This is a genomic window from uncultured Pseudomonas sp., from assembly GCF_913777995.1.
Taxonomy (GTDB): domain Bacteria; phylum Pseudomonadota; class Gammaproteobacteria; order Pseudomonadales; family Pseudomonadaceae; genus Aquipseudomonas.
On record NZ_CAJYVE010000004.1, the window covers coordinates 1 to 25155 of the forward strand.

Sequence of the window (25155 nt, forward strand, 5' to 3'; positions counted from 1 at the left end):
TTCCTCGAATAGGCCTGATACATAGATGCAACCGGGCAGCAGTGTTTAAAGCAAAGCGTGTTGACAGTGTGGGGCGAGTCCATACATAGGAGCGGCTTCAGCCGCGAAGCGACCGCCTGTTCACAACAGATGCAGTGAATTTCCTGGCGCTTTCGCGGCTAAAGCCGCTCCCACCGGCCACATATCGCTTAAGCGAACAGTATTGCGGCTAAAGCCCTGCCAGCCATCGCGCCGTCAGGCGGCGATCAGCTGGCGCAGCACGTAGTGCAGGATGCCACCGGCCTTGAAGTACTCCACTTCATTGAGGGTGTCGATGCGGCACAGCAGTTCGATGTCCTGCTGGCGACCGTCCTCGAAGCGAATGTTCAGGGTCAGGTCCATACCGGGGCGCAGCTCGGCCTGGGTCAGCCCCTTGATGCTCAGGATTTCGCGCCCGGTCAGCCCCAGGCTCTTGCGGTCATGCGGCGCCTTGAACTGCAACGGCAGCACGCCCATGCCCACCAGGTTGGAGCGGTGGATACGCTCGAAGCTCTCGGCGATCACCGCCTTGACCCCCAGCAGGTTGGTGCCCTTGGCCGCCCAGTCGCGGCTGGAACCGGTGCCGTACTCCTGCCCGGCGACGATCACCAGGGGCGTGCCTTCCTGCTGGTAGCGCATCGAGGCATCGAAGATCGGCAATTTTTCGTCGCTGGGCACATGCAGGGTATAGCCGCCTTCCTCGCCGCCGAGCATTTCGTTGCGAATGCGGATGTTGGCGAAGGTCCCGCGCATCATCACCTCATGGTTGCCGCGTCGCGACCCATAGGAGTTGAAGTCCTTGGGCTCCACACCCTTCTCGCGCAGGTAGCGGCCCGCCGGGCTGTCTGCCTTGATGTTGCCAGCCGGGGAAATGTGGTCGGTGGTCACCGAGTCGCCGAGCAGGGCGAGGATGCGCGCCTCGCGGATGTCCTCGATCACCGGCAGCGGGCCGGCCACGTCTGCGAAGAACGGCGGGTTCTGGATGTAGGTGGAGTCGTCCTGCCAGACATAGGTGGCGGCTTGCGGTACTTCGATGGCCTGCCATTGCTCGTCGCCGGCGAAGACCTCCGCGTACTCCTTGCGGAACATCGCGGTGTCGACCTGGCTGACCGCCTCGGCGATCTCCTGTTGGCTCGGCCAGATATCGCGCAGGTACACCGGCTGGCCGTCGCTGCCTTCACCGAGTGGTTCGCGGCTCAGGTCGACCCGTACATTGCCAGCCAGGGCGTAGGCGACCACCAGGGGCGGGGAGGCCAGCCAGTTGGTCTTGACCAGCGGATGCACGCGGCCTTCGAAGTTGCGGTTGCCCGACAACACCGAAGCCACGGTCAGGTCCGAGCGCTGGATGGCCTTTTCGATGGGCTCCAGCAGCGGGCCGGAGTTGCCGATGCAGGTGGTGCAGCCGTAGCCGACCAGGTCGAAGCCGAGTTTGTCGAGGTAAGGGGTCAGCCCGGCAGCGCGGTAGTAGTCGGTGACCACCTTGGAGCCGGGTGCCAGCGAACTCTTCACCCAGGGCTTGCGTTGCAGGCCCTTTTCCACCGCTTTCTTGGCCAGCAGGCCAGCAGCCATCATCACGCTGGGGTTGGAGGTGTTGGTGCAGGAAGTGATGGCCGCGATGACCACCGCACCGTTCTTCAACCGGTAGCTCTGGCCGTTGTATTCATATTCGGCTTCACCCGATACCAGCTCGGCATTACCCACTGCCACACCGCCACCGCCTTCGCTCTCCAGGCGGCCTTCTTCGACCTGCGCCGGCTTGACCTGCAGGCCCAGGAAATCTTCGAAGGCCTTGGCGACCTGGGGCAGGGGGACGCGGTCTTGCGGACGCTTGGGGCCGGCCAGGCTGGCCTGTACTTCACCCATGTCCAGTTCCAGGGTGTCGGTGAATACCGGTTCCTGGCCGGGCAGGCGCCACAGGCCCTGGGCCTTGCAGTAGGTCTCGACCAGCTCGACGGTCTCGGCGGGGCGGCCGGACAGGCGCAGGTAGTCCAGGGTCACGTCGTCCACCGGGAAGAAACCGCAGGTGGCGCCATATTCCGGCGCCATGTTGGCGATGGTGGCGCGGTCGGCCAGGGGCAGGTCGGCCAGGCCATCGCCATAGAATTCGACGAATTTGCCCACCACACCCTTCTTGCGCAACATCTGGGTCACGGTCAGCACCAGGTCGGTGGCGGTGATGCCTTCCTTGAGCTTGCCGGTGAGCTTGAAGCCGATCACTTCGGGAATCAGCATCGACACCGGCTGGCCGAGCATCGCCGCTTCCGCCTCGATGCCGCCGACGCCCCAGCCCAGCACACCCAGGCCGTTGATCATGGTGGTGTGCGAGTCGGTGCCCACCAGGGTGTCCGGGAAGGCGTAGGTGCGGCCGTCTTCCTCTTTGGTCCACACCGTGCGGCCCAGGTATTCCAGGTTCACCTGGTGACAGATGCCGGTGCCCGGTGGCACCACGCTGAAGTTGTCGAAGGCGCTCTGGCCCCAGCGCAGGAAGGCGTAGCGCTCGCCGTTGCGCTGCATTTCAATGGCCACGTTTTCGGCGAAGGCGTCATCGCTGCCATAGGTGTCGACCATCACCGAGTGGTCGATCACCAGGTCCACCGGTGACAGGGGATTGATGCGCTGCGGATCGCCGCCGGCCTTGGCCACGGCGTCGCGCATGGCGGCCAGGTCGACCACCGCTGGCACGCCGGTGAAGTCCTGCATCAGCACCCGCGCCGGGCGGTACTGGATCTCGCGGTCCGAGCGGCGCTCCTTGAGCCAGCCGGCCAGGGCCTTGAGGTCGTCACCGGTGACGGTCTGGCCGTCTTCCCAGCGCAGCAGGTTTTCCAGCAGCACCTTGAGCGACATCGGCAGGCGGTCCAGCTCGCCAAGGCTGCGGGCGGCCTCCGGCAGGCTGAAGTAGTGGTAGGTCTTGTCTTGGATGGCCAGTGTCTTCTGGCTTTTCAGGCTATCGAGGGAGGGCATGGAACGGCTCCTTGAACGGTATTCTGACGTCCTGCAAGCCTCAGGGCGGGGCCACGAGACTGCCTGGTTCGGACCTGGTAACGGTCAGCGCGGCACACGCCGCCGGTACCCATACTGTTGGTGTGGACCTTCGGGCCGAGTCAGAGGTTCCGCTTTCGGCTATCATGCGCGGCTTTGATCTTTGCAGGCTGCATCCTCGCCCATGAATACGCTGTTTATGCACTGCCGACCCGGCTTCGAAGGCGAAGTCTGCTCGGAAATCGCCGATATCGCTGCACGTCTTGACGTGGCCGGCTACGCCAAGGCCAAGCCGGACAGCGCCTGTGCGCAGTTCATCTGCCTGGAGCCCGGCGGTGCGCAACGGTTGATGCAGGGCCAGCGTTTCGAGCAGTTGATCTTCCCCCGGCAATGGGCCCGCGGGGCCTTCGTCGAACTGCCGGAAAGCGACCGCATCAGCGTGCTGCTGGCGCAGCTGCAGGACTACCCGGTGTGCGGCAGCCTGTGGCTGGAGGTGCTGGACACCAATGACGGCAAGGAACTCTCGACCTTCTGCCGCAAGTTCGAGGTGCCGCTGCGCAAGGCCCTGACCCAGGCCGGGCGCCTGCGCGACGACCCACGGCTGCCGCGCCTGTTGCTGACCTTCAAGAGTGGTCGCGAGGTGTTCCTCGGTCTCGCCGAGGCCGGTAACCATGCCATGTGGCCGATGGGCATTGCGCGTCTGAAGTTTCCCCGCGAGGCACCCAGCCGTTCGACTCTCAAGCTGGAGGAGGCCTGGCATCATTTCATTCCCCGTGAGCAGTGGGACACGCGGTTGTCCGATGACATGACCGGGGTCGATCTGGGCGCCGCACCCGGCGGCTGGACCTATCAGCTGGTGCGTCGCGGCATGCTGGTGACCGCCATCGACAACGGGCCGATGGCCGAAAGCCTGATGGAAACCGGGCTGGTGCAGCACCTGATGACCGACGGTTTCACCTGGAAGCCACGGCAGACCGTCGACTGGATGGTCTGTGACATTGTCGAGAAGCCCGCGCGCAGCGCCGCACTGCTGGAAACCTGGCTGGGCGAGGGCCTGTGCCGCGAGGCCGTGGTCAACCTCAAGCTGCCGATGAAGCAGCGCTACGCTGAAGTACGGCGCCTGCTCGAGCGTATCGAGGAGGGCTTCAAGACCCGTGGCGTGAAAGTGTCGATCGGCTGCAAGCAGCTGTATCACGACCGCGAGGAAGTGACCTGCCACCTGCGCCGCCTGGACCTGACGCGGGCCTGATTGGTCGCGCAGGTTCTTTTGGGCGACAATGCCCGCCTGTTTCCGGAGTGCCCCATGCCTGAACCCATCGAACACCTCACCGTCGACGCGACCCTGGACGCCACCGGCCTGAATTGCCCGGAGCCGGTGATGATGCTGCACCAGAAAGTCCGCGACCTGCCGGCCAGCGGCCTGCTCAAGGTCATCGCCACCGACCCCTCCACGCAGCGCGACATCCCCAAATTCTGCGTATTTCTGGGTCATGAGCTGGTCGCGCAACGCGCCGAAGCCGACACCTACCTGTACTGGATCCGCAAGAAAGCCGACTGACCGCGTCGTGCCCTGTACCTGACCTTTTCTGCGGAGCACACCATGCAGATCGTCGCTGATGAAAATATCCCGCTGCTCGACGCGTTCTTCGCCGGCTTCGGTTCCATCCGCCGCTTGCCGGGGCGCGCCATCGACCGTGCGGCGCTGGCCGACGCCGACATCCTGCTGGTGCGTTCGATCACCCCGGTGACCCGTGAGCTGCTCGCTGGCAGCCCGGTGCGTTTCGTCGGCACCTGCACCATCGGCACCGACCACCTCGACCTGGACTATTTCGCCGAAGCCGGTATTGGCTGGTCCAGCGCGCCGGGTTGCAATGCCCGTGGCGTGGTCGATTACGTGCTGGGCAGCCTGTTGACCCTGGCCGAGCTGGAAGGCGTGACGCTGGACAGCCGCACCTACGGTGTGGTGGGCGCCGGTCAGGTGGGTGGCCGTCTGGTCGAGGTGCTGCGCGGCCTGGGCTGGACGGTGCTGGTCTGCGACCCGCCGCGCCAGCAGACCGAGGGCGGCGACTACGTGAGCCTGGAGCAGATCATCGAGCAATGTGATGTGATCAGCCTGCACACCCCGCTGCAGCGCAGCGGCGAGCATCCCAGCTGGCATTTGCTCGACCGTGAACGCTTGCAGCGCCTGCGCCAAGGGGCCTGGCTGATCAATGCCAGCCGTGGCGCGGTGGTGAACAACCAGGCGCTGTACGAGGTGATGCTGGCGCGTGACGACCTGCAGGCGGTGCTGGATGTCTGGGAGGGCGAGCCACAGGTGCATGTGCCGCTGGCCGAACTCTGCACACTGGCCACGCCGCACATTGCCGGCTACAGCCTGGATGGCCGGCAGCGCGGCACCGAGCAGATCTACCAGGCCCTGTGCCGCTTCCTCGGTGCGGCGCCGAGCATTCGTCTGCACGACCTGCTGCCGCGTCCCTGGCTGGCCCAGGTGACCCTGGACGGCGCCAGCGACCCGGCCTGGGCCCTGGCGATGGTCTGCCGGGGTGTCTATGACCCGCGCCGTGACGATGCCGATTTCCGACGCACGCTGGAAGGCGATGTGCACAGCCAGCGCCAGGCCTTCGACGCGCTGCGCAAGCATTACCCGCCGCGCCGCGAGATCGACGCGTTGCGGGTGCGGCTGGAAGGCGATGGCGAGGCGCTGGCTCAGTTGCGCCAATGGATGACCGCGCTGGGCACCCAGCTCGGTTAGGTCCAATACTGTTCGATCAAGCGCTTTACGGCTTTGTGGGAACGAGCTTGTTCGCGAAAAGCTGGCAAGGTCGCTGAGTTGGCTGTGAACGTGACGCCGCCTTCGCGAGCAAGCTCGCTCCCACGGTATTCGCTAGCGCCGGGCATGAAAAACCCGGCACAGGGCCGGGTCTTCGAGGGCCGGACGCTTCAGTCCGTGTGTTCTGCGGCGTGCTCCGGGGTCACCCAGTGCTGGTCGCATTCCTGGCAGGCCTGCTGCACCATCGCCTCGGTGATCGGGGTTTCCTGACCGTTTTCATCCAGGATTGCACCGCCGACCGGTTGGCCGGGTTGGGTGCGGATGACCTCGACTCGGTTGCCGTGCGTTTGCAAGCTCATGGTCCGTCTCCTCATCAGGTGTTGCATTCAAACTTAATCACCCAGGATGACCGTGCCATGACAGCCCACGGTCGTTGGCCTGGTTCCGGCTCCACCGGTCGACTTCCCGTCTTGCGGCAGACGCTTGGGCAAGGCCAGTGTAGCCTTGGCTTTTCATGTGAGTACCACAGGCGGTCAGAGTTCATGGTTTCAGCATCGTACGGCAGCCGGCGCCAGGCCCTCGGCCTGGCCTGGCGCTTCGTGTCACCTTATCGCTGGCGGGTCGGCGCCGCCTTGCTGGCGCTGATCGTCACTGCCGGCATTACCCTGTCCATGGGGCAGGGCATTCGCCTGTTGGTCGACCAGGGTTTCATGACCCGCTCTCCCGAACTGCTCAATCGTTCCATCGCCGTGTTCGGCGTACTGACCCTGGGGCTGGCTGCCGGCACCTTCATCCGTTTCTATCTGGTGTCGTGGATCGGCGAGCGGGTGGTGGCCGACGTGCGACGGGCGGTGTTCGCCCATCTGCTGGACCTGCATCCTGGTTTCTTCGAGCACAACCGCGGCTCGGAAATCCAGTCCCGGCTGACCGCCGACACCGCCCTGTTGCAGTCGGTGGTGGGTTCGTCGTTATCGATGTTCCTGCGCAGTGCCCTGATGGTGGCCGGGGGCATCGTGCTGCTGTTCGTTACCAACCCGCGGTTGACCAGCATCGTGGTGATCTCGCTGCCGCTGGTGCTGGCGCCGATCCTGATCTTCGGGCGCCGGGTACGGCGCCTGTCACGACAGAACCAGGACCGCGTCGCCGAGGTCGGCAGCTACGTCGCCGAGACCCTGGGGCAGATCAAGACCGTACAGGCCTACAACCATCAGGCGCTGGACCGCCAGCAGTTTTCCACCACCGTGGAGCAGGCGTTTGCTACCGCGCGGCGGCACATCCTGCAGCGTGCCTGGTTGATCACCCTGGTCATCGTCCTGGTGCTGGGCGCCGTGGCGGTCATGCTGCGTGTCGGTGGCATGGATGTCATCGAAGGGCGGATCAGCAATGGCGAGCTGGCGGCCTTCGTGTTCTACGCCCTGGTGGTCGGCACCTCGTTCGGCACCATCAGCGAAGTGATCGGCGAGCTGCAACGCGCGGCCGGCGCGGCGCAGCGTATCGGTGAACTGCTCCAGGCACGCAGCGAAGTGCGCGCGCCGCAGCCGGTCCCTGAGGCATTGCCAGAGCGCATTGTCGGGCGTCTGGCGCTGCAGGGTGTGAGCTTCGCCTATCCGTCGCGGCCCGAGCGCATGGTGATCGATGACCTGAACCTGAACGTCGAACCGGGCGAAACCCTGGCGCTGGTCGGCCCTTCGGGGGCGGGCAAGTCGACGCTGTTCGACCTGCTGCTGCGTTTCTACGACCCGCAGCAGGGGCAGATCAGCCTGGAGGGCGTGGCGCTGCGGCAACTCGATCCGCTTGAGCTGCGTCGGCACTTCGCCCTGGTGTCGCAGAACCCGGCGCTGTTTTTCGGCAGCATCGCCGACAACATCCGTTACGGGCGGCCGGATGCCAGTGACGAGCAGGTGCGCGCCGCTGCACGTGTCGCCCATGCCGACGAGTTCATCAGCCAGATGCCGGACGGCTACCATACGCGGCTGGGGGAGGGCGGGCTGGGTTTGTCTGGTGGCCAGAAGCAACGCCTGGCCATCGCCCGGGCGGTGCTGGTGGACGCACCGATCCTGTTGCTCGACGAAGCCACCAGTGCGCTGGATGCGCAGAGTGAGCACCTGATCCAGCAGGCCTTGCCGAGCCTGATGCAGGGGCGTACCACGCTGGTCATCGCGCACCGCCTGGCCACCGTCCAGAACGCCGACCGTATCGCCGTGCTGGAGCATGGGCGGCTGGTGGCCATCGGCAGCCATCGGCAACTGATCGACAGCAGCCCGCTCTACGCACGGCTGGCGGCGCTGCAATTCAATCTCGAAGGGTAACGCCGGTCAGTGGCGCATGCGGCAGGGCCGAACGGCCCTGCCAGGGTGTGGGTTCAGCGGTATTCGCACAGATAGGCGGTATCGACGCTGACCTTGAGCTGGAACTTGCTGTTGGCGGGCACGTTGAAACGGCTGCCGCTGGCGAAGGTTTCCCAGGCGTCGCTGCCCGGCAGCTTGACCACCAGCTCACCGGAGATGACGTGCATGATCTCGGCCTGGGCAGTGCCGAATTCATATTCACCGGCAGCCATCACACCGATGGTGGCCTGGCCTTCGGCCTGGCTGAAGGCGATGGATTTGACGGTGCCGTCGAAATATTCGTTGACCTTGAACATGCGGGTTCCTTGCAGAGGCTGAAAATAGGGCCGGCCAGTATGCACAAGGCTCTGGTCGACGTCACGCCTGTCAGGCGGGCAGGATCAGCGGCAGCAGGCGTGCGGTGTTGCGGGCGTCGACCAGGGCCCGGTGCTGCTGGCCGGTGAAGTGCATGCCGGCCAGTTGCAGGGCGCTGTTGAGTCCTACCGGTCGCTGCAACTGGCGCGCCTGGGCGAAGCGGTGCTTGAGGTTGACGTAGGGCATCTGGCGCAGCGAGCTGTCGAGGCGATGGCTGCGCCATTCCTCCTGCAGTTGATGATGGTCGTAGTCGCCCCAGCTGGCCCAGCCCACCACCCGTGCGCGGTGATGGCCCAGCCAGCGTTCGAACTGGGGCCAGACGCTCTCCAGGGGCTCGGCCGTGTCGATGTTGTGCTGAGCGATGTGGGTCAGGTCCTTGCAGAACTGGGTCAGCAGCGGGCGCCGTGCCGGACGCACGAAGCGCTCGAAATGGTCCAGCTCACGGCCGTCCTGGTTCACCAGCGTCGCGCCTATTTCGATGATTTCCATCTCGGTGACCGGCCAACCGCCTTCCTCGGTGGTGGCTTCCAGGTCAATCACCAGCCAATGCGGCATGTCAAAGCTCCCATCCAACGGTTTCGATATACAGGCGACAGCCTCCAGCGTAGCCATGTTCGCCGCCCTGTGCCTGGCTGCGTTCCCGGATTGACCCTAGGGGTGGGCAAAGGTGCCTTTTCCCCGCTGGTTGGCACGCCGGGCGGCGGGTGCCGACAATGCCGAGGCCATAGGAAGCGCGATGACGCGCTGCAGAGGGGTATTCGAAGACGGGCGGCCGAGGGCCGCCCGGAGGGAGGGTCAGCGATCCTTGGCTTCCTTCGCGTCCATTTCCGCGTTGCGTTCATGGACCCGCTTGAGCTGCTCCTCGGTCAGCGGCAGCTTTTGCGCGGTGTCACGCAACAGCAGCAGGCCGCCGACGATGGAGCCGATCGCCACGATGAGAATCAACCAGGCATACCAGGGCATAGCGCACTCCTTGTGGTGATGACATTTTGAGCCACGACAGCGCCCGATGGTTCAAGTGTATGCCGGTGGTACAGGTTGTGCACCGCCATACGGCCAGATCGGCTACAATGCGCGCCGATTTCGACTTGCTGAGAACCCGCTCATGTCCGCTTGCCAGACCCCTGTCATCGTCGCCCTGGATTTCCCGACCCGAGAAGCCGCCCTGAAGCTGGCCGATCAGCTCGATCCGAAGCTGTGCAGGGTCAAGGTCGGCAAGGAGCTGTTCACCAGCAGCGCCTCGGGCATCGTGGCGACCCTCTGCGAGCGCGGTTTCGAGGTATTCCTCGACCTCAAGTTTCACGACATTCCCAACACCACCGCCATGGCCGTGCGCGCGGCTGCCGAGATGGGCGTGTGGATGGTCAACGTGCATTGCTCCGGCGGCCTGCGCATGATGCAGGCGTGCCGCGAGGTGCTGGCGCAGCGCACTGGTCCGCAGCCCCTGCTGATCGGCGTGACCGTGCTGACCAGCATGGAGCGCGAAGACCTGGCCGGTATCGGCCTGGATATCGAGCCGCAGGAGCAGGTGTTGCGCCTGGCGGCCCTGGCCGAGAAGGCCGGCATGGATGGCCTGGTGTGTTCGGCCCAGGAAGCCCGGGCGCTGAAGACCGCGCACCCGTCGCTGCAGCTGGTCACGCCTGGCATTCGCCCGGCCGGCAGCGCCCAGGACGACCAGCGCCGCATCCTGACCCCGCGCCAGGCCCTGGAGGCCGGTTCCGACTATCTGGTGATCGGTCGGCCGATCAGCCAGGCCGCCGACCCGGCCCAGGCCCTGGCGGCGGTGGTCGCCGAACTGGCCTGAAACCCGCCGCGCGTGCTCAGACCTTGAGCACCAGCTTGCCGAAGTTCTCGCCGTTGAACAGCTTGAGCAGGGTCTCGGGGAAGGTTTCCAGGCCCTCGACCACATCTTCGCGGCTGTGCAAGCGGCCCTCGGCGATCCAGCCGGCCATTTCCCGTGCCGCTTCGGCGTAGCGGGTGGCGTAGTCGAGTACCACGAAGCCTTCCATGCGTGCGCGATTGACCAGCAGTGACAGGTAGTTGGCGGGTCCTTTGACGGGTGTACTGTTGTTGTACTGGCTGATGGCGCCGCAGATCACTACCCGCGCCTTGGGCGCCAGGCGCGCCAGCACCGTGTCGAGAATCTCCCCACCAACGTTGTCGAAGAAGACATCTACGCCTTTGGGGCAGTCGCGTTTCAATGCCGCGGCGACGTCTTCGTTCTTGTAGTCGATGGCCGCATCGAAGCCCAGTTCCTCGATCAGCGAGCGGCATTTGGCCGGACCGCCGGCGATACCCACCACTCGGCAGCCCTTGAGCTTGGCGATTTGCCCAGCGATGCTGCCCACCGCGCCGGCTGCGCCGGAAATCACCACCGTTTCGCCTTCGCGGGGCTGACCGACTTCCAGCAGGGCGAAGTAGGCCGTCATGCCGGTCATGCCCAGGGCTGACAGATAGCGCGGTAACGGCGCGGCTTGCGGGTCTACCGGGTAGAAGCCCTTGGGGGCGCCAAGGAAGTAATCCTGCACACCCAGTGCGCCCTGCACATGGTCGCCCACCGCAAAGCGCGGGTGCCGGGAGGCGATCACTTCGCCAATGCCCAGCGCCCGCATGACCTCGCCCAGGCCGACCGGCTCGATATACGATTTGCCTTCATTCATCCAGCCGCGCATGGCCGGGTCCAGCGACAGGTACAGGTTGCGCACCAGGATCTGACCGTCTTGCGGTTCGCCCACGGGTACCTCTTCGAAGCCGAAGTCGTCCCGGCTCACCAGCCCGGAAGGGCGTCTGTTCAGGACGAAGCGGCGATTGGGTAATGGGCTCATGGCGGTTCCTCGGTATTGGCGTGAATCGTCATTGAAGTCGCTCATCGATTACGCAGCAAGCCATGTTCACCGAGGCCGGCTTGAGTTGGCGGGATGGTTGCCCTAAATTGCAGTTTTGCCGCCTGCCGGGAAGCTTTTCGATGTCACTCGCTGCTGTGCCTGTCCTGTACCCCTCTGTATTACGTCCTGGTGATGCGGTGGCGCTGGTGTCGCCTGCCGGGCCGGTGGAGCCCGCGCGCATCGAGGCGGCCGCCGCAGAGCTGGAAAGCTGGGGGCTGCGGCCGAAGGTGTACCCGCATGCCTTCGAGCGGCATTCCTTCTACGCCGGCACTGACGCCGACCGGCTCGCCGATCTCAACCACGCCCTGGCTGACCCGCAGATCCGCGCGGTGATCTGCAATCGCGGCGGTTATGGCGTGCAGCGTATTCTCGGCCAGCTCGACCTGGCGGCAGTGCGCCGTGACCCCAAGCTGGTTGTCGGTTTTTCCGACATCACCGCCTTGCATGGCCTGCTCTGGGCCCAGGCCCGCCTGGCGACCGTGCATGGCCCGGTGGCCAACCAGTTGCAACCCGGTAATCCCTACGGTGACGGCCTGCGCCAAGTATTGATGAGTCGTGAGCCGGTGCGTCTGCTCGCCGACCGCGAGGCTGCGACTGGCAGCGTGCGCACGTCGGGGCGCGCGTCGGGGCGTTTGCTGGGGGGCAATCTGGCGATACTCGGCACCTGCGTCGGCACGCCGTTCATGCCGGATCTTGAAGGCGCCATCCTGCTGCTTGAGGATGTTGGGGAAGCGGCCTACCGCATCGACCGCATGCTGACCCACCTGGGTAACTGCGGTCTGTTGCAGCGCCTGGCCGGTGTGGCCGTGGGCGACTTCAGCGTGCCAGCCGGTGCCGGGGGCGCCATTACCCCCGCCCACGTGCTGCAGGAGCGCCTGGGCGGGCTGGGCATTCCGGTGCTGGGTGGCCTGCCGGTGGGGCATGGTCAGGTCAACCAGGCCGTGCCGCTGGGTACCGAAGCGGTGTTGGACGCTGATGCCGGTACCCTGCAAGTCGCTACGCTGTTCCGCAGCTAGGCGGTCATCGGTGCAGGCATTCTGAAAGCGACCTGCGCATAGCTTTTTGCCACTGTTGCGCGACTGGCGTCTTGTGCTTCGCTGTTGGCATTGCGAACCTGCATGCTGGACGGAGTTCTGCTGGGGAGTGAGAGGCTATGGTGTCGACCGGATTCGCCAACCTGGGGATGGCCCGCAAACTTGGTCTGGGCTTTGGTCTGGTATTGCTGCTGACCGCACTGGTCGCTGGGGTAGGCGTCTGGTCGTTGCAGCACATCAGCCAGGATTTCACCGGCCTCAAGCAGATGTCCGCGCTCAACGATGAACTGCTCGACGTGCGCCTGCTGGAGCAGGCGTACGCGGTGACCAGCAACCCCAAGCTGGTTGAGCAGGTGCACACCCGCCTGCAGGGTCTCGATGAGCAGGCCAAGCTGCTGGGCGACCGTTCGCCAGCCAGTGCCGAGGTAATGAGCCAGGTGCGCCAGGCGCTGGCCGCCTATCGCCAGTCGTTCGATGCCGTCGTCGATATCAACCAGAGCAAGGACCTGGCCCTGGAGATGGCCAGCTGGTCGGTGGACAGCGTGTCCAACAGCCTTGAACTGCTGCGCGCGGGCCTGACCGATGACGGCACTTGGACGCTGAAGGATTCCCAGGGCAAGGACGGCGCGCAGTTCATCGAGCAGGCCGCCAGTATCAGCCAGGTCGGGCGCCTGATGCTGGTGGCCCTCGACCAGGCCCGTACCCGCCTGGAAAAGAGCCGCCGCGCCACGGCCGGCGACGAGGTGCCCAAGCGCAATATCGAAGAGGCCGAGCAGGCCAGGGCCCTGGCCGAAACGCTAAAGGCCGCGATCAACGACCCCGGTTACCAGTCAGTGATGGGTGAGGTCACCGGGCATATCGGTAACTTCAACGAAAAGCTCCAGGAATACGCCGGGCTGCTGGAACGCCAGGCGCTGATCGACCGGCAGCTGGCAGAGAACGCCCGTCAGGTGACCGACCGCGTACGCCATTTGTATTCGGCCGAAGACCAGTCGATGCAGGCGCAGATCGGCACAGGCACGCTGTACATCATCGTTTCTTCGGTGGCGGCCCTGCTGGTAGGGCTGGTCGCATCGCTGCTCATCACCCGCCTGATCGTCGCGCCGTTGCGCCAGGTCATCGACCAGGCCCGGCGTATTGCCGCCGGCGATCTGAGCGGGCGCATCGACGCGCAGCGTCGTGACGAGATCGGTCAACTGCTCGAGGCCATGCAACAGATGAGCGCCGGCCTCAGCCAGATCGTCAGCGGTCTGCAATCGGGCATCGAGCAACTGGCCAGCTCGGCCCAGGATCTGTCGGCAGTCACCGAGCAGACCAACCTTGAGGTCAACAGCCAGCGCGAAGAGACCGAGCAGGTGGCCGCGGCCATGAACCAGATGACCGCCACTGTTCACGATGTGGCGCGCAATGCCGAAGAGGCCGCGCTGGCGGCGCAGAGTGCCGACGACAAGGTGGTCAGTGGCCAGGCGGTGGTGCGCCAGAGTATGCAGCGCATCGAGGCGCTGGCGCGTTCGTCGACCTCGGCCAGCCAGAGCATCGAGGACCTCAGCGCCAAAGTGCAGAACATCGATCAGGTGCTGGGGGTGATCAAGAGTGTCGCCGAACAGACCAACCTGCTGGCTCTCAATGCCGCCATCGAAGCGGCGCGCGCCGGAGAACAGGGGCGCGGCTTCGCGGTGGTGGCCGACGAGGTGCGTGCCCTGGCGCGGCGCACCCAGCAGTCGACCGAAGAAATCGAAAACCTGGTGGTCAGCTTGCGCAGCGGCGCCCGCGCCTCGGTGGAGCAGATCCAGGGCAGTGGCGAGTTGGTGCGGCTGGCAGTGGAGGATGCGTTGCAGACTGAAAGCGCGCTGGGCAGCATCGCCAGCGCCGTGTCGACCATCCAGCAGATGAACCAGCAGATTGCTGCCGCAGCTGAGCAGCAAAGCTCGGTCGCCGAGGAAATCAACCGCAGCGTCACCAGCATCCGCAGCAGTGCCGATCAGTCGGCGCAGGCGATGCAGGGCAACGCGGCATCCAGTACCCAGTTGGCCAACCTGGGCGCGCAACTGAAAGGCATGGTCGGGCACTTCCGCCTCTAGGTGGGCGTCATGTCACCCGGTAGGCGCGGCTTTAGCCGCAATACTGGTCAGTTAGGCCGGGTAGGAGCGGCTTCAGCCGCGAAGTGACTGCATGTTCACAACAGATGCAGTGAGTTTCCTGGCATCTTCGCGGCTAAAGCCGCTCCCACAAAGCCGCAAAGCGCTTAATCGAACTGTATTGGCTTGAGCCGCGAGCCGGCCTGATTTGACTCGCTGACTCAGCGCGCACGCGTGTTGAGAATCAGCAGGGTCAATACGCCGGCGACGATGCCCCAGAATGCCGACCCCACCGAGAACAGCGTCAGGCCCGAGGCGGTGACCATGAAGGTGATCAACGCTGCTTCACGCTCGCTGGGCTCGCTCATCGCCACGCTCAGGCCGTTGATGATCGAGCCGAACAGCGCCAGCGCGGCGATGGACAGCACCAGTTCCTTGGGGAAGGCCGCGAACAACGCTGCCAGCGTGGCGCCATACAGCCCGGCGATGCCGTAGAACACCCCGCACCACACTGCTGCGGTATAGCGCTTGTGCGGGTCTTCATGGGCTGTGGGGCCGGTGCAGATGGCGGCACTGATCGCCGCCAGATTGATGCCGTGGGCGCCGAACGGTGCGGTCAGCAACGACGCCAGGCCGGTCACGGTAATCAATGGCGAGGAGGGCGTGTCGTAGCCGTCGGCGCGCAGCACCGCGATGCCAGGCATGTTCTGCGAAGCCATGGCGACGACGAACAGCGGAATGCCGATGCTGATGGTCGCGGCCAGGGAAAAGCTTGGTGTGGTCCAGACCGGCACGGCCAGTTCCAGGTTGAAACCGCTGAAGTTGAGCAGGCCCTGTGCGCCGGCCATCACCACCCCGGCCAGCAAGGCGGCGAGCACTGAATAGCGCGGCGAAACGCGCTTGACCAGCAGATAGGTGAAGAACATCGTCAGTACCAGCCCGGTCCGGTGCTGGGCGGCGATGAAGATTTCGCTGCCGATCTTGAACAGGATGCCGGCCAGCAGTGCGGCGGCAAGAGAGGCGGGCAGGCGCTTGACCAGGCGCTCGAAAGTGCCGGTCATGCCGCACAGGGTGATCATGGCTGCACAGGTGATGAATGCACCGATCGCTTCCGGGTAGCTGACCCCGCCCAGGCTGGTGATCAGCAACGCCGCGCCCGGGGTCGACCAGGCCACGGTAATGGGTGTGCGATAGCGCAGCGACAGGCCGATGCTGCACAGCGCCATGCCCATGAACAGCCCCCACAGCCACGAAGAAATCTGACCGCTGCTCAGTCCGGCCGCCTGGCCGGCCTGGAACATCAGCACCAGTGAGCTGGTGCAGCCGGTCATCATGGCGATGAAACCGGCGACCAGCGAATAGGGTGAAGAGTCCGCCAGCGGTCGCAATGGGGTCTTCAGGGCGGTGGCTGACATGCGTTATTCCTTCATGACGCGTAAAAACGAGGCGCCAAGCCTAAACGCCGCAGGCAGGGCTTTCACGATACAGCGACTGGCGTATTGGGCCGTACAGTTCAGTCCTGGCCCGGCGCGTCGCTGCGCGAGGCGGCGGTGGTCGTGCCGAGCATCTGGTTAACCTTCAACCAGCCTGCCACGGCCTCCGGACCGGCTTCATCGAACACCCGCTGCAGCAGGCGCACCTGCTCGCGACGCAATGCCTGTTCGAACTGGCGTCCCTGGTCGCTCAGCGCCAGCAGGCGCTTGCGCTTGTCGGTTGGCGGCGTGCTGCTGACCACCATGTCCATACCGATCAGCTGGCGCAGCGGCATGTTCAGCGCCTGTTTGGTCACACCCAGCAGCGCCAGCAGTTGCTTGACGCTCAGCCCCGGATAGCGGGCGATGAAGAACAGGATGCGTTGATGCACTCGGCTGAAGCCTCGGCGTTCGAGCATTTCATCGGGCTTGGCGGTGAAGGCCTGGTAGCCGAAGAAGAAGTCTTCCATGGCCCGTTGCTGGTCGATGCAGTTTTTAAGGTCAAGCATGTTGACGTATCCACGGAAGGCGTCGTAGGGTTGGTCAACAAGTTTGACGTATTTCCCTTTCCTCCGGCTAGCGGTGAATGTCCATGGCTTTTTCCGAACGTGTTGCGCGCCTCAAGAGTTCCCTGATCCGTGAGATCCTCGCAGCGGCCCAGCGCCCGGAGGTGATGTCCTTTGCAGGCGGCCTGCCGGCCGAGTCGATGCTGCCGACCGTGCAGTGGGCCGACATGCCTGCGGGCCTGGGTCAGTACGGCATGAGCGAGGGCGAACCGGCCCTGCGCGAGGCGCTGGCCGCCGAGGCCCGTGCCCTGGGCATCGACTGTCAGGCCAGCCAGGTGCTGGTGATCAGTGGCTCGCAACAGGCTCTGGATCTGGCCGCCAAACTGTATGTCGACCGGGGTACCGAGATCATCGTCGAAGGGCCGACCTACCTGGCCGCTCTGCAGATCTTCCAGTTGTTCGGCGCTGACTGCCTGAGCGTGCCGGTAGGCGCCGAAGGGCCGGACCTGGTCGCCTTGCGCCAGCGCCTGGAGCATCACGCCCCAGCCTTCGCCTACCTGATCCCGACTTTCCAGAATCCGTCCGGGGTGCGCTATAGCGAAGCCAGCCGCGACGCGGTGGCGGGCCTGCTCGACGAGTTCGAGGTCACCCTGATCGAAGACGAACCGTATCGCGAGCTGACCTTCGACGCTGTGCAGTCGCGACCGATCGTGAGCCGTCTGCGCAAGGCCAGCTGGATCTACACCGGCACGGTATCCAAGACCCTGTTGCCGGGGCTGCGCGTCGGCTACTTGATCGCCAGTCCCGACCTGTTCCCGCACCTGCTGCGGCTGAAACAGTCCGCCGACCTGCACACCAACCGTTTCGGCCAGTGGCAGGCGTTGCAGTGGATCGGCAGCGAGCAGTACCGTAGTCATCTGGCCGCACTGCGCGAGTTCTATCGCGAGCGTCGCGACGCATTCGATGTGGCCTTGCAGCGGCATTTCGCCGGGCTGGCTGACTGGCACACTCCGCAGGGCGGGCTGTTCTTCTGGCTGACCCTGAAGCAGCCGCTGGACACCCGCACCTTGCTGGATGCCGCGCTGGCCCAGGATGTGGCGTTCATGCCGGGTGAGCCATTCTTTGTCGATCCGGATGCCAACCCGGGTTATCTGCGACTCAATTTCAGCCACATCGACCCGTCCCGCCTCGACGAAGGGCTGGGGCGGCTGGCCGAGGTGCTGCGTCAGGGGTTGCTCAAGTCGTCTTCTACTTCTGCGTCGACACCCCTGCCGCGCAGCGGCGCGGTTTCGACCTGACGGCCTATCCGGCCAGCCGTCGCTGGCTGGCGGATATGGCTGCGCAGCCAGACGAAGGCGGCATGTTGGAGTCAGCCGCGCCAGGCGACTCAGGCGTTGGCGAAGCGCTGGTTCAGGTAGTCGATGATGACCCTGGATTCGTACATCCAGGTCACCTGGTCGCCGTCCTGAATGCGCAGGCACGGCACCTTGATCCGGCCGCCCTGTTCCAGCAGGGTCTGACGCTCGACCGGGTCATTCTTGGCGTCGCGCAGGGCCACCGGCACATTGAGCTTGTGCAGCGTGCGACGGGTCTTGACGCAGAACGGGCAGGCGTGGAACTGGTACAGCGCCAGGTCACGGGCAGCCTGTTCGACCTTGGCCTGGGCCTCGGTGCTGCGCTTGAGTGGGGCCGGGCGGGTCAGTTTGTCGCCAAGCACGATGAGCTGGCCGAGGCCGACTCGCAGGGCTTTCATGAGCATGGGGGGAGCCTCCGCAGGTGAACCGGCCGGCACCCTGGGCGAGGCCGGCCGTTCGGCGTGTTTACTTGATCAGGCTGAGGAATTCGCTGCGTGTGGCAGCATTTTCACGGAACTCGCCGAGCATCACCGAGGTGATCATCGCCGAATTCTGCTTCTCGACACCGCGCATCATCATGCACATGTGCTTGGCTTCGATGACCACGGCCACGCCCAGCGCGCCCGTGACCTGCTGAATGGCTTCGGCGATCTGGCGGCTGAGATTCTCCTGGATCTGCAGGCGGCGGGCGTACATGTCGACGATGCGCGCCACCTTGGACAGGCCCAGAACCTTGCCGCTGGGAATGTAGGCCACATGGGCCTTGCCGATGAACGGCAGCAGGTGGTGTTCGCACAGCGAGTACAGCTCGATGTCCTTGACCATCACCATTTCACTGGCATCGGAGCTGAACAATGCACCGTTGGTGACTTCTTCGAGGGTCTGCTGATAGCCGCGGCACAGGTACTGCATGGCCTTGGCGGCGCGTTTCGGGGTGTCGAGGAGGCCTTCGCGGCTGACGTCCTCACCCAATTGGCCCAGGATGGCGGTGTAGTTCTGTTCCAGTGTCACAGGAGTGTGTTTCCGTATGGATGGCGATCAGGGCGCACATACTACCCGAGCGCTGCGCTCAGGTGTATGGCTGAGGCGTAATTACGCCGGCAGGGCAGGGCTTGTGTATCAATACGCTGACCAAGCGACTACCCAATGGCTACCCACTTCGTGGTCCGGCCGCGGTCTCATGCGTGCAGGTCATTCCTGACCTTTGTCCGAGAGTGTGAGATCCATGGTTATTCGAGTAGTGAAAATCGCGATGTTCATCGCCGTATTGGCGTCGGTGTCCGGCTGTTGGCCGTTCTGGGGGCCGGGCCCTAGTGGGCCCGGTGGGGGCGGTCATCACCAGGGAGGACCGGGACCAGGCCCCGGTGGTCCCGGTCCTGGCGGGCGCTGAACCGGTCAGTGACGGGTGCGGCGTTACTCGTCGCGCCCTTCGAGCATGGTGCGCCGCAGCATGACGTAGACCGCACCGGTGCCGCCGTGTCTTGGCTGGCATGAGCAGAAGCCCAGCACCTGCGGGTGCTGGCGCAACCAGGTGTTGACGTGGCTCTTGATCATCGGCCGCTTGCCGTCCAGGCGCACCGCCTTGCCGTGGGTCACCCGCACGCAGCGGATTTCCAGCTTGGTGGCTTCGGCCAGAAACTCCCAGAGGGTTTCGCGGGCCACCTCCACGTTCATGCCATGCAGGTCCAGACTGCCTTCGAAGCTGATCTGGCCCAGCTTGAGCTTGCGCATCTGGCCTTCCTGCACACCATCGCGTGCCCAGTGCAGGGGGTCTTCCGGGCCTACGTCGATGACGAACTGGTCGGACAGCCCGTCGACCGTGATCGATTCGCTGCTGGCGGTGGCGGACTGCCGCAGGCGATTGAGCTGGCGGCGGTCGGCCTTGGGCTTGCCGGTGTCGGCGAAGACCTGTTCGATGCGCTTCACGCCGCGCATTTCACTCTGGAACAGGGAAAAGTCATCGTCTTGCATGTAAAACCTCGTGGCGCCAGGCCCGGCGCGGGGGAGGGCGGCGCACGCGCGTGGCCGCGGGCTGTATCGGACAGCCCGGAGGGGCTCAGATCAGGTCGCGGGTCAGGGCAACGGTGGCGAAGTTGTCGGCCATGATCGCCATCTCGGTGCGATGCACGACCTCGGCGCTGACCACGCCGTCGGGAGTCGGCAGGTCACGGGTGGCGCAGGCGTCGTCGACCAGGGTGCAGCGGTAGCCGTAGTCCTTGGTGGCGCGTACCGTGGTGCTGATGCTCGAATGGCTCATGAAGCCGCAGACGATCAGGTCCAGGCGCCCCAGGCTCTGTAGCAGCTCATGCAGGCCGGTGCCGTTGAAGGCGTTCGGCAGACGCTTCTCGACCAGGTGCTCGCCTTCCTGGGGCAGCAGTTCCGGAACCAGCTCGCCGCGCTCGCCCTGCGGGTCGAACAGGCCGCCCACGGTGCCCAGGTGGCGGATATGCACGATAGGGCATTTGGCGGCGCGGGCCTTTTCCACCAGCAGGCCGATGTTGGCCAGCGCTTCATGCACACCGGTCAGCGCCAGCGGGCCGCTGAGGTACTCTTTCTGGGCGTCGATGACGATCAGCGTGGCGTTGTTCAGGCTGGCACGGGCGTGGACCCGACCGCTGAGTTGAAACATGGTCTTGGGAGAAGACATCTGGGGCTCCTTCAAATGAGGCTTTCAGGCCTTGTGCAAGCGACGCCGGGTGGTGTTGCGGGCACCTCGTGGGCGGGCTGGCACATCCGCGAGAGGGGTGGTTCGCGGCGGTTGTCCGCCGTATCTGCGCGTGGTGCGCAACCCTCTTAGGTGACGTTCGTGCATGGCCTGTTTTGTCACATTGTCCTCCGAGCGAGCGCCGATGTGAATCTTGACAATCGCATGCCCCCGGATTTAGCAGCTTGCCGGATGCAAAAAACGGGGGCGTGGTGGTGGCTGTTTGCCTTGCTGGACGTGGCGCAATGGTAGACACTCCTTTGCCTGCCGTCACTCACCGGCTGGCCAGTGCTGATAGAATCGTTCGCCGTTTTTCTCAAGGAGCTTGCCCATGATCACTTCCCGTTTGCGCACCGTGCGCGATCATATCCGTTGGGCTGTCAGCCGCTTTCATGAGGAAGACGTGTTTTTTGGCCACGGCACCGACAATGCCTGGGACGAGGCACGGCAGCTGGTCCTGGGCGCGCTGAGCCTGCCTTGGGAAATCGCCGACAGCTACCTGGACTGCCGCCTGGAGGTCGACGAGATTTCCGAGGTGCAGCGCCTGATCCGTCGGCGTATCGACGAGCGTGTGCCGACGCCTTACCTGTTGGGCGAGGCCTGGTTCTGCGGCATGTCATTCATCGTCGATGACCGCGTACTGATTCCGCGCTCGCCGATCGCCGAACTCATCGAAGAGCGTTTCGAACCCTGGCTGGCCCAGGATCCGGCGCGTATTCTCGACCTGTGCACCGGGTCCGGTTGCATCGGTATCGCCTGTGCCGATGTGTTCCCCGACGCCGAAGTGGTGCTGGCCGACCTGTCCTTCGATGCCCTCGAAGTGGCCAACCAGAACATCGAACGCCATGGCCTGGAAGAACGCGTGTACACGGTGCAGGGCGATGGTTTCGACGGCTTGCCGGGGCAACGCTTCGACCTGATCGTGTCCAACCCGCCGTATGTCGACGCCGAAGACTTCGCTGACATGCCCGAAGAATTCCAGCATGAGCCCGAGCTGGCCCTGGCCTGCGGCGATGACGGGTTGAACCTGGTGCGCCGGATGCTCTGCGAAGCCGCCGACCACCTCACCGACAAGGGCCTGCTGATCGTCGAGGTCGGCAACAGCCAGGTTCACGTGCAGGCGCTGTACCCGGAAGTGGACTTCGCCTGGCTGGACTTCAAGCGCGGCGGCCATGGGGTGTTCATGCTCACCGCCGAACAGTGCCGCGAGCACCGCGCCCTGTTCGAGTCGCGCCGCTAGAATCTGCCCTGTGAATGAACTGCGCCCCAGGCGTTCGCGGCTAAAGCCAATACTGTTCGGTTAGACCGGGTAGGAGCGGCTTCAGCCGCGAAGCGACCGCCTGTTCACAAAAGATGCAGTGAATTTCCTGATGCTTTCGCGGCTAAAGCCGCTCCCACCGGCCACATGCCGCTTAAGCGAACATCTCGCGAGCAAGCTCGCTCCAATAAAAGCCGGGAAGTGTTTAGCCGAACGGTACTGCATCTAATGCCGCGCCTTCCGGGTGAGGCGCCTCAGCGGTGGGTGGCAATCCAGATCAGCAACCCCGCCTGAAACACCGCAAAAGTCACCAGGCAGGCGATGGTGAAGCGCAGGCCGGCGTCGTCGCGGCGGTACTGGTTGACTCGTTCCTCATGCTTGCGGATGGTCACTTCCTGTTCCTGCAGCCGCTGCTCGGCCTTTTCCAGCATCTGCGCGGCGTCGAGAATCTCGACGATCTGCACCTTTTCGTTGTTCCAGGTGTTGTTCAGGTTACCGACCTGTACTTCGTTGATGCTGCCCTTCATGTGCTGGGCATCGGCATAGCCGACCTGGAAGCCCTGGGTGCGCAGGAAGTGATCGCGGCGCAGGCGGGTGTCTTCGTTCAGCCCGTCTTTGCTGGCCAGCGGGAAGCTGTCGATCTTGTAGCCGGACCAGTGTTTCTGTGCCCAGTGGATGGCGTGGGCCATGATGAAGCGGCCCAGGCCACGGTTCCAGGGTTCGACCTGCAGCCCTGAATCCGGTGCGAAGCGCACGGTGCGGGTCTGATGGTCGGCCCAGACGTCCAGGTGGTTCTGTTCGCGACGCACGCGCTGGCCGGGCAGCTGGATGTTCAGGCGCAGCAGGCTGAGCTCCTTGCTGTGTCGCTCGGCCTTGCCGAGCTGCACGAAGCGCAGTGGCCGCCCGCCGGTGGCGCGATCGGTGGGCAGCGGGGCCAGGCGCAGCATCTGGAAGTGTTCGGGTACAACATCGTCCCACGGCTGTGGCGGTGCGGCGTTGTCATCGGTTTCGGCGGTCTTTTCGACAGCCTCGGTGCTTTCGGTCATGCGTGACGATCCTGTCCAGGGCCCTGGTGGCAGACATCCTGCCAATTGTCTGCGTATCGGCCTGTCGGCCGATTTCTTAAGTTTTCGGCGAAATGGTCGGCAACTGGTCGATGAACTGCACGATCTGCTCGGTCAGTTCACTGGCCAGCGGCAGGTTCGGGTTGCGGTACGAGCGCAACTGCTGCTGCAGGTCCTGCGGCACGATGCGCAGCACGTGGTTCATGCCATCGATCAGTACCAGGCGGGCGTCGGGCCGCGCCTTGTGCAGCCGTTCGGCGTCTTCGACGTTGACCTGGATGTCATGCCGTCCCTGGATGATCAGCGCCGGGACGCGGCTGTCGGCGAAGGCTTGCGCCGGGTCCTGGCGCAGCAGGGAAATCAGGTAGGGCTGCACGCTGGGGCGAAACACCACCTGCAGATCGGGCGGCACCTGGTCGTCGGTACGACCGGCCTTGAGTTCATCGAGCAGCTCCTGGCTGCGCTGCTGCAAGGGGGCCGGCAGGCGCTCGCGCAGTTGTTCGCGCAGCACCTGGTCGACCGGGCGGCCGGTACCGGCCACGCTGATCAACGCGCTGGCCCCCGCCTGGCGGGCTGCCAGCGAGGCGATCAGCGCGCCTTCGCTGTGGCCGAGCAGAACCAGCGGGCCGAGGCGACTGTCGCTCTTCAGCTGGCGGCTCCAGGCCAGTACGTCAGCCACGTAGCGCTCGACGCTGAGATCTCGCTCGTTGGGCGTGGCCGCCTTGCTGGCCGCCACACCGCGCTTGTCATAGCGCACGCTGGCGATGTTATGCCGGGCCAGGGTCACGGCCAGTTGCTTGAGGCTGTCGTTGCGCCCGCCCTCGGGGTTGTTGCCGTTGCGGTCGGTCGGGCCGGAGCCCGCCACGATCAGCACCACCGGCACCGGTGTGGTGGCGCGCGGCAGCAGCAGGGTGCCGTACAGGGTGCCGCGGTCGGTCTGCACGCTGATCGGTCGTTGCAATACGCTGGGGGCGGCCTGGGCGGCGCCCAGGACATTGAACAGGCAGAGCACGGTCAGGGCTTGCCGGAGGAATCTTGCGAGATGCATCAGATGGCCATTATTGAGGAGTTGAGCCTTGGACGCGTGGCCTGCCTGAAGGTTCGAGGGTGAACTGCACGGCCAGCCTGCGTATACTGCGCGCCTGCCCAGGGTCTGTACGAAAGGTCGATGATCGTGCTCAGCGATGTTTCGTACACAACCTGATCGAACTGGTCTTTCTCGGAGCCTCTGCATGTCCGGCAACACTTTCGGCAAGCTGTTCACTGTCACCACCGCCGGCGAAAGCCATGGCCCGGCGCTGGTCGCTATCGTCGATGGCTGCCCGCCCGGCGTCGAGCTGTGCGTCGAAGACCTGCAGCGTGACCTGGATCGTCGCAAGCCGGGTACCAGCCGTCACACCACGCAGCGCCAGGAGGCCGATGAGGTCGAGATCCTCTCCGGCGTATTCGAGGGTCGCACCACCGGCACCTCCATCGGCCTGCTGATCCGCAACACCGACCAGAAGTCCAAGGACTATTCGGCGATCAAGGACCAGTTCCGCCCGGCCCACGCCGACTACACCTACCACCACAAGTACGGCGAGCGCGACTACCGTGGCGGTGGCCGCAGCTCGGCGCGCGAGACCGCCATGCGCGTGGCGGCCGGCGCCATCGCCAAGAAGTATCTGGCCAGCCAGGGCATCCGCGTGCGTGGCTACATGAGCCAGCTCGGGCCGATCCCCATCGAATTCAAGACCTGGGACTGCGTCGAGCAGAACGCCTTCTTCTCGCCCGACCCGGACAAGGTGCCCGAGCTGGAAGCCTACATGGACCAGTTGCGTCGTGATCAGGATTCGGTGGGCGCGAAGATCACCGTGGTCGCCGAAGGCGTGATGCCGGGCCTGGGCGAGCCGATCTTCGACCGCCTGGATGCCGACCTGGCCCATGCGCTGATGAGCATCAATGCAGTCAAGGGCGTGGAGATCGGTGCCGGTTTCGCCAGTGTCGCGCAACGCGGTACCGAGCACCGTGACGAGCTGACCCCGGAGGGTTTCCTGTCCAACCAGGCCGGCGGCATCCTCGGCGGTATTTCCTCCGGCCAGCCGATCGTTGCGCACCTGGCGCTCAAGCCGACCTCGAGCATCACCACCCCTGGGCGTTCCATCGATGTGCATGGCAACTCGGTGGATGTCATCACCAAGGGCCGGCACGACCCCTGTGTCGGCATTCGCGCCACACCCATCGCCGAGGCGATGATGGCCATCGTGCTGCTCGACCATCTGATGCGCCATCGGGCACAGAACGCCGACGTGCGTGTCACCACGCCAGTGCTCGGCCAGTTGTAAGGCGCC

24 protein-coding genes are annotated in these 25155 nt (G+C 64.8%); 10 read left to right on the forward strand and 14 right to left on the reverse strand.

Annotation, left to right across the window (positions count from 1 at the left end; translation table 11 throughout):
* Positions 1-234: 234 nt before the first annotated feature.
* Positions 235-2979 (reverse strand): aconitate hydratase AcnA, encoded by a 2745-nt coding sequence (gene acnA, locus QZ497_RS00515; protein WP_295470027.1) that lies wholly within the window; start codon positions 2977-2979, stop codon positions 235-237.
* Positions 2980-3181: 202 nt separating this feature from the next.
* On the opposite strand from acnA, the gene rlmM reads away from it, so the two are divergent.
* The 3 genes from rlmM to pdxB all read left to right on the forward strand — a co-directional run bounded on the left by rlmM (position 3182) and on the right by pdxB (position 5749).
* Positions 3182-4246, forward strand: coding sequence for a 23S rRNA (cytidine(2498)-2'-O)-methyltransferase RlmM (gene rlmM / locus QZ497_RS00520; RefSeq protein WP_295470030.1), 1065 nt, complete (start codon positions 3182-3184; stop codon positions 4244-4246).
* A gap of 66 nt (positions 4247-4312) precedes the next feature.
* Positions 4313-4555, forward strand: a complete 243-nt coding sequence (gene tusA, locus QZ497_RS00525; RefSeq protein WP_295470458.1) for a sulfurtransferase TusA — start codon at positions 4313-4315, stop codon at positions 4553-4555.
* A 42-nt stretch (positions 4556-4597) separates the two neighbouring features.
* On the forward strand, positions 4598-5749 hold the full coding sequence (gene pdxB, locus QZ497_RS00530) for a 4-phosphoerythronate dehydrogenase PdxB (protein WP_295470032.1): 1152 nt from the start codon (positions 4598-4600) through the stop codon (positions 5747-5749).
* 188 nt (positions 5750-5937) lie between these two features.
* On the opposite strand, the gene QZ497_RS00535 is transcribed toward pdxB, so the two are convergent.
* Positions 5938-6126: a PA1571 family protein gene (locus QZ497_RS00535; RefSeq protein WP_295470034.1), complete on the reverse strand. Its 189-nt coding sequence runs from the start codon at positions 6124-6126 to the stop codon at positions 5938-5940.
* Between the two features lie 183 nt (positions 6127-6309).
* Here QZ497_RS00535 and QZ497_RS00540 point away from each other — a divergent pair, with 183 nt between their 5' ends.
* Positions 6310-8076 (forward strand): ABC transporter transmembrane domain-containing protein, encoded by a 1767-nt coding sequence (locus tag QZ497_RS00540; RefSeq protein WP_295470037.1) that lies wholly within the window; start codon positions 6310-6312, stop codon positions 8074-8076.
* A 53-nt stretch (positions 8077-8129) separates the two neighbouring features.
* On the opposite strand, the gene QZ497_RS00545 is transcribed toward QZ497_RS00540, so the two are convergent.
* The 3 genes from QZ497_RS00545 to QZ497_RS00555 form a co-directional block, all read right to left on the reverse strand.
* A complete protein-coding gene (locus QZ497_RS00545) occupies positions 8130-8411 on the reverse strand; it encodes a pyrimidine/purine nucleoside phosphorylase (protein WP_295470039.1) in 282 nt (93 codons plus the stop codon).
* Between the two features lie 70 nt (positions 8412-8481).
* Positions 8482-9024: an exonuclease domain-containing protein gene (locus QZ497_RS00550; RefSeq protein WP_295470041.1), complete on the reverse strand. Its 543-nt coding sequence runs from the start codon at positions 9022-9024 to the stop codon at positions 8482-8484.
* A gap of 240 nt (positions 9025-9264) precedes the next feature.
* Positions 9265-9432 (reverse strand): DUF2897 family protein, encoded by a 168-nt coding sequence (locus QZ497_RS00555; protein WP_295470043.1) that lies wholly within the window; start codon positions 9430-9432, stop codon positions 9265-9267.
* 142 nt (positions 9433-9574) lie between these two features.
* Here QZ497_RS00555 and pyrF point away from each other — a divergent pair, with 142 nt between their 5' ends.
* Positions 9575-10273, forward strand: coding sequence for an orotidine-5'-phosphate decarboxylase (gene pyrF, locus QZ497_RS00560; protein ID WP_295470046.1), 699 nt, complete (start codon positions 9575-9577; stop codon positions 10271-10273).
* A gap of 16 nt (positions 10274-10289) precedes the next feature.
* On the opposite strand, the gene QZ497_RS00565 is transcribed toward pyrF, so the two are convergent.
* On the reverse strand, positions 10290-11294 hold the full coding sequence (locus QZ497_RS00565; protein ID WP_295470048.1) for an NADP-dependent oxidoreductase: 1005 nt from the start codon (positions 11292-11294) through the stop codon (positions 10290-10292).
* A 140-nt stretch (positions 11295-11434) separates the two neighbouring features.
* On the opposite strand from QZ497_RS00565, the gene QZ497_RS00570 reads away from it, so the two are divergent.
* Together QZ497_RS00570 and QZ497_RS00575 are read left to right on the forward strand one after the other, a co-directional pair.
* Positions 11435-12370 carry an LD-carboxypeptidase gene (locus QZ497_RS00570; protein ID WP_295470050.1) on the forward strand — a complete coding sequence of 312 codons (936 nt, stop codon included), beginning with the start codon at positions 11435-11437 and terminating at the stop codon, positions 12368-12370.
* Positions 12371-12507: 137 nt separating this feature from the next.
* Positions 12508-14469 (forward strand): methyl-accepting chemotaxis protein, encoded by a 1962-nt coding sequence (locus tag QZ497_RS00575; RefSeq protein ID WP_295470052.1) that lies wholly within the window; start codon positions 12508-12510, stop codon positions 14467-14469.
* Between the two features lie 218 nt (positions 14470-14687).
* Here QZ497_RS00575 and QZ497_RS00580 read toward each other — a convergent pair whose 3' ends face one another.
* A complete protein-coding gene (locus tag QZ497_RS00580) occupies positions 14688-15881 on the reverse strand; it encodes a benzoate/H(+) symporter BenE family transporter (protein ID WP_295470055.1) in 1194 nt (397 codons plus the stop codon).
* Positions 15882-15979: 98 nt separating this feature from the next.
* Positions 15980-16447 carry a MarR family transcriptional regulator gene (locus QZ497_RS00585; protein ID WP_295470057.1) on the reverse strand — a complete coding sequence of 156 codons (468 nt, stop codon included), beginning with the start codon at positions 16445-16447 and terminating at the stop codon, positions 15980-15982.
* Between the two features lie 83 nt (positions 16448-16530).
* Between QZ497_RS00585 and QZ497_RS00590 the strand changes: the two genes are divergently transcribed.
* Positions 16531-17742 carry a PLP-dependent aminotransferase family protein gene (locus QZ497_RS00590; RefSeq protein WP_295470060.1) on the forward strand — a complete coding sequence of 404 codons (1212 nt, stop codon included), beginning with the start codon at positions 16531-16533 and terminating at the stop codon, positions 17740-17742.
* Between the two features lie 89 nt (positions 17743-17831).
* On the opposite strand, the gene QZ497_RS00595 is transcribed toward QZ497_RS00590, so the two are convergent.
* The 4 genes from QZ497_RS00595 to QZ497_RS00610 form a co-directional block, all read right to left on the reverse strand.
* Complete coding sequence (locus QZ497_RS00595; protein WP_295470062.1) at positions 17832-18203, reverse strand: glutathione S-transferase N-terminal domain-containing protein; 372 nt, start codon at positions 18201-18203, stop codon at positions 17832-17834.
* Positions 18204-18264: 61 nt separating this feature from the next.
* Positions 18265-18810, reverse strand: a complete 546-nt coding sequence (gene folE, locus QZ497_RS00600) for a GTP cyclohydrolase I FolE (protein ID WP_295470064.1) — start codon at positions 18808-18810, stop codon at positions 18265-18267.
* Positions 18811-19212: 402 nt separating this feature from the next.
* Positions 19213-19770, reverse strand: a complete 558-nt coding sequence (locus tag QZ497_RS00605; RefSeq protein WP_295470067.1) for a Smr/MutS family protein — start codon at positions 19768-19770, stop codon at positions 19213-19215.
* Between the two features lie 85 nt (positions 19771-19855).
* Positions 19856-20446: a cysteine hydrolase family protein gene (locus tag QZ497_RS00610; protein ID WP_295470070.1), complete on the reverse strand. Its 591-nt coding sequence runs from the start codon at positions 20444-20446 to the stop codon at positions 19856-19858.
* A 388-nt stretch (positions 20447-20834) separates the two neighbouring features.
* On the opposite strand from QZ497_RS00610, the gene prmB reads away from it, so the two are divergent.
* Positions 20835-21743 carry a 50S ribosomal protein L3 N(5)-glutamine methyltransferase gene (gene prmB / locus QZ497_RS00615; RefSeq protein ID WP_295470073.1) on the forward strand — a complete coding sequence of 303 codons (909 nt, stop codon included), beginning with the start codon at positions 20835-20837 and terminating at the stop codon, positions 21741-21743.
* 272 nt (positions 21744-22015) lie between these two features.
* On the opposite strand, the gene QZ497_RS00620 is transcribed toward prmB, so the two are convergent.
* Positions 22016-22807 (reverse strand): hypothetical protein, encoded by a 792-nt coding sequence (locus QZ497_RS00620; protein WP_295470075.1) that lies wholly within the window; start codon positions 22805-22807, stop codon positions 22016-22018.
* A 76-nt stretch (positions 22808-22883) separates the two neighbouring features.
* Complete coding sequence (locus QZ497_RS00625) at positions 22884-23873, reverse strand: alpha/beta fold hydrolase (protein ID WP_295470077.1); 990 nt, start codon at positions 23871-23873, stop codon at positions 22884-22886.
* Positions 23874-24057: 184 nt separating this feature from the next.
* Between QZ497_RS00625 and aroC the strand changes: the two genes are divergently transcribed.
* Complete coding sequence (aroC, locus tag QZ497_RS00630) at positions 24058-25149, forward strand: chorismate synthase (RefSeq protein ID WP_295470080.1); 1092 nt, start codon at positions 24058-24060, stop codon at positions 25147-25149.
* Positions 25150-25155 lie beyond the last annotated feature (6 nt).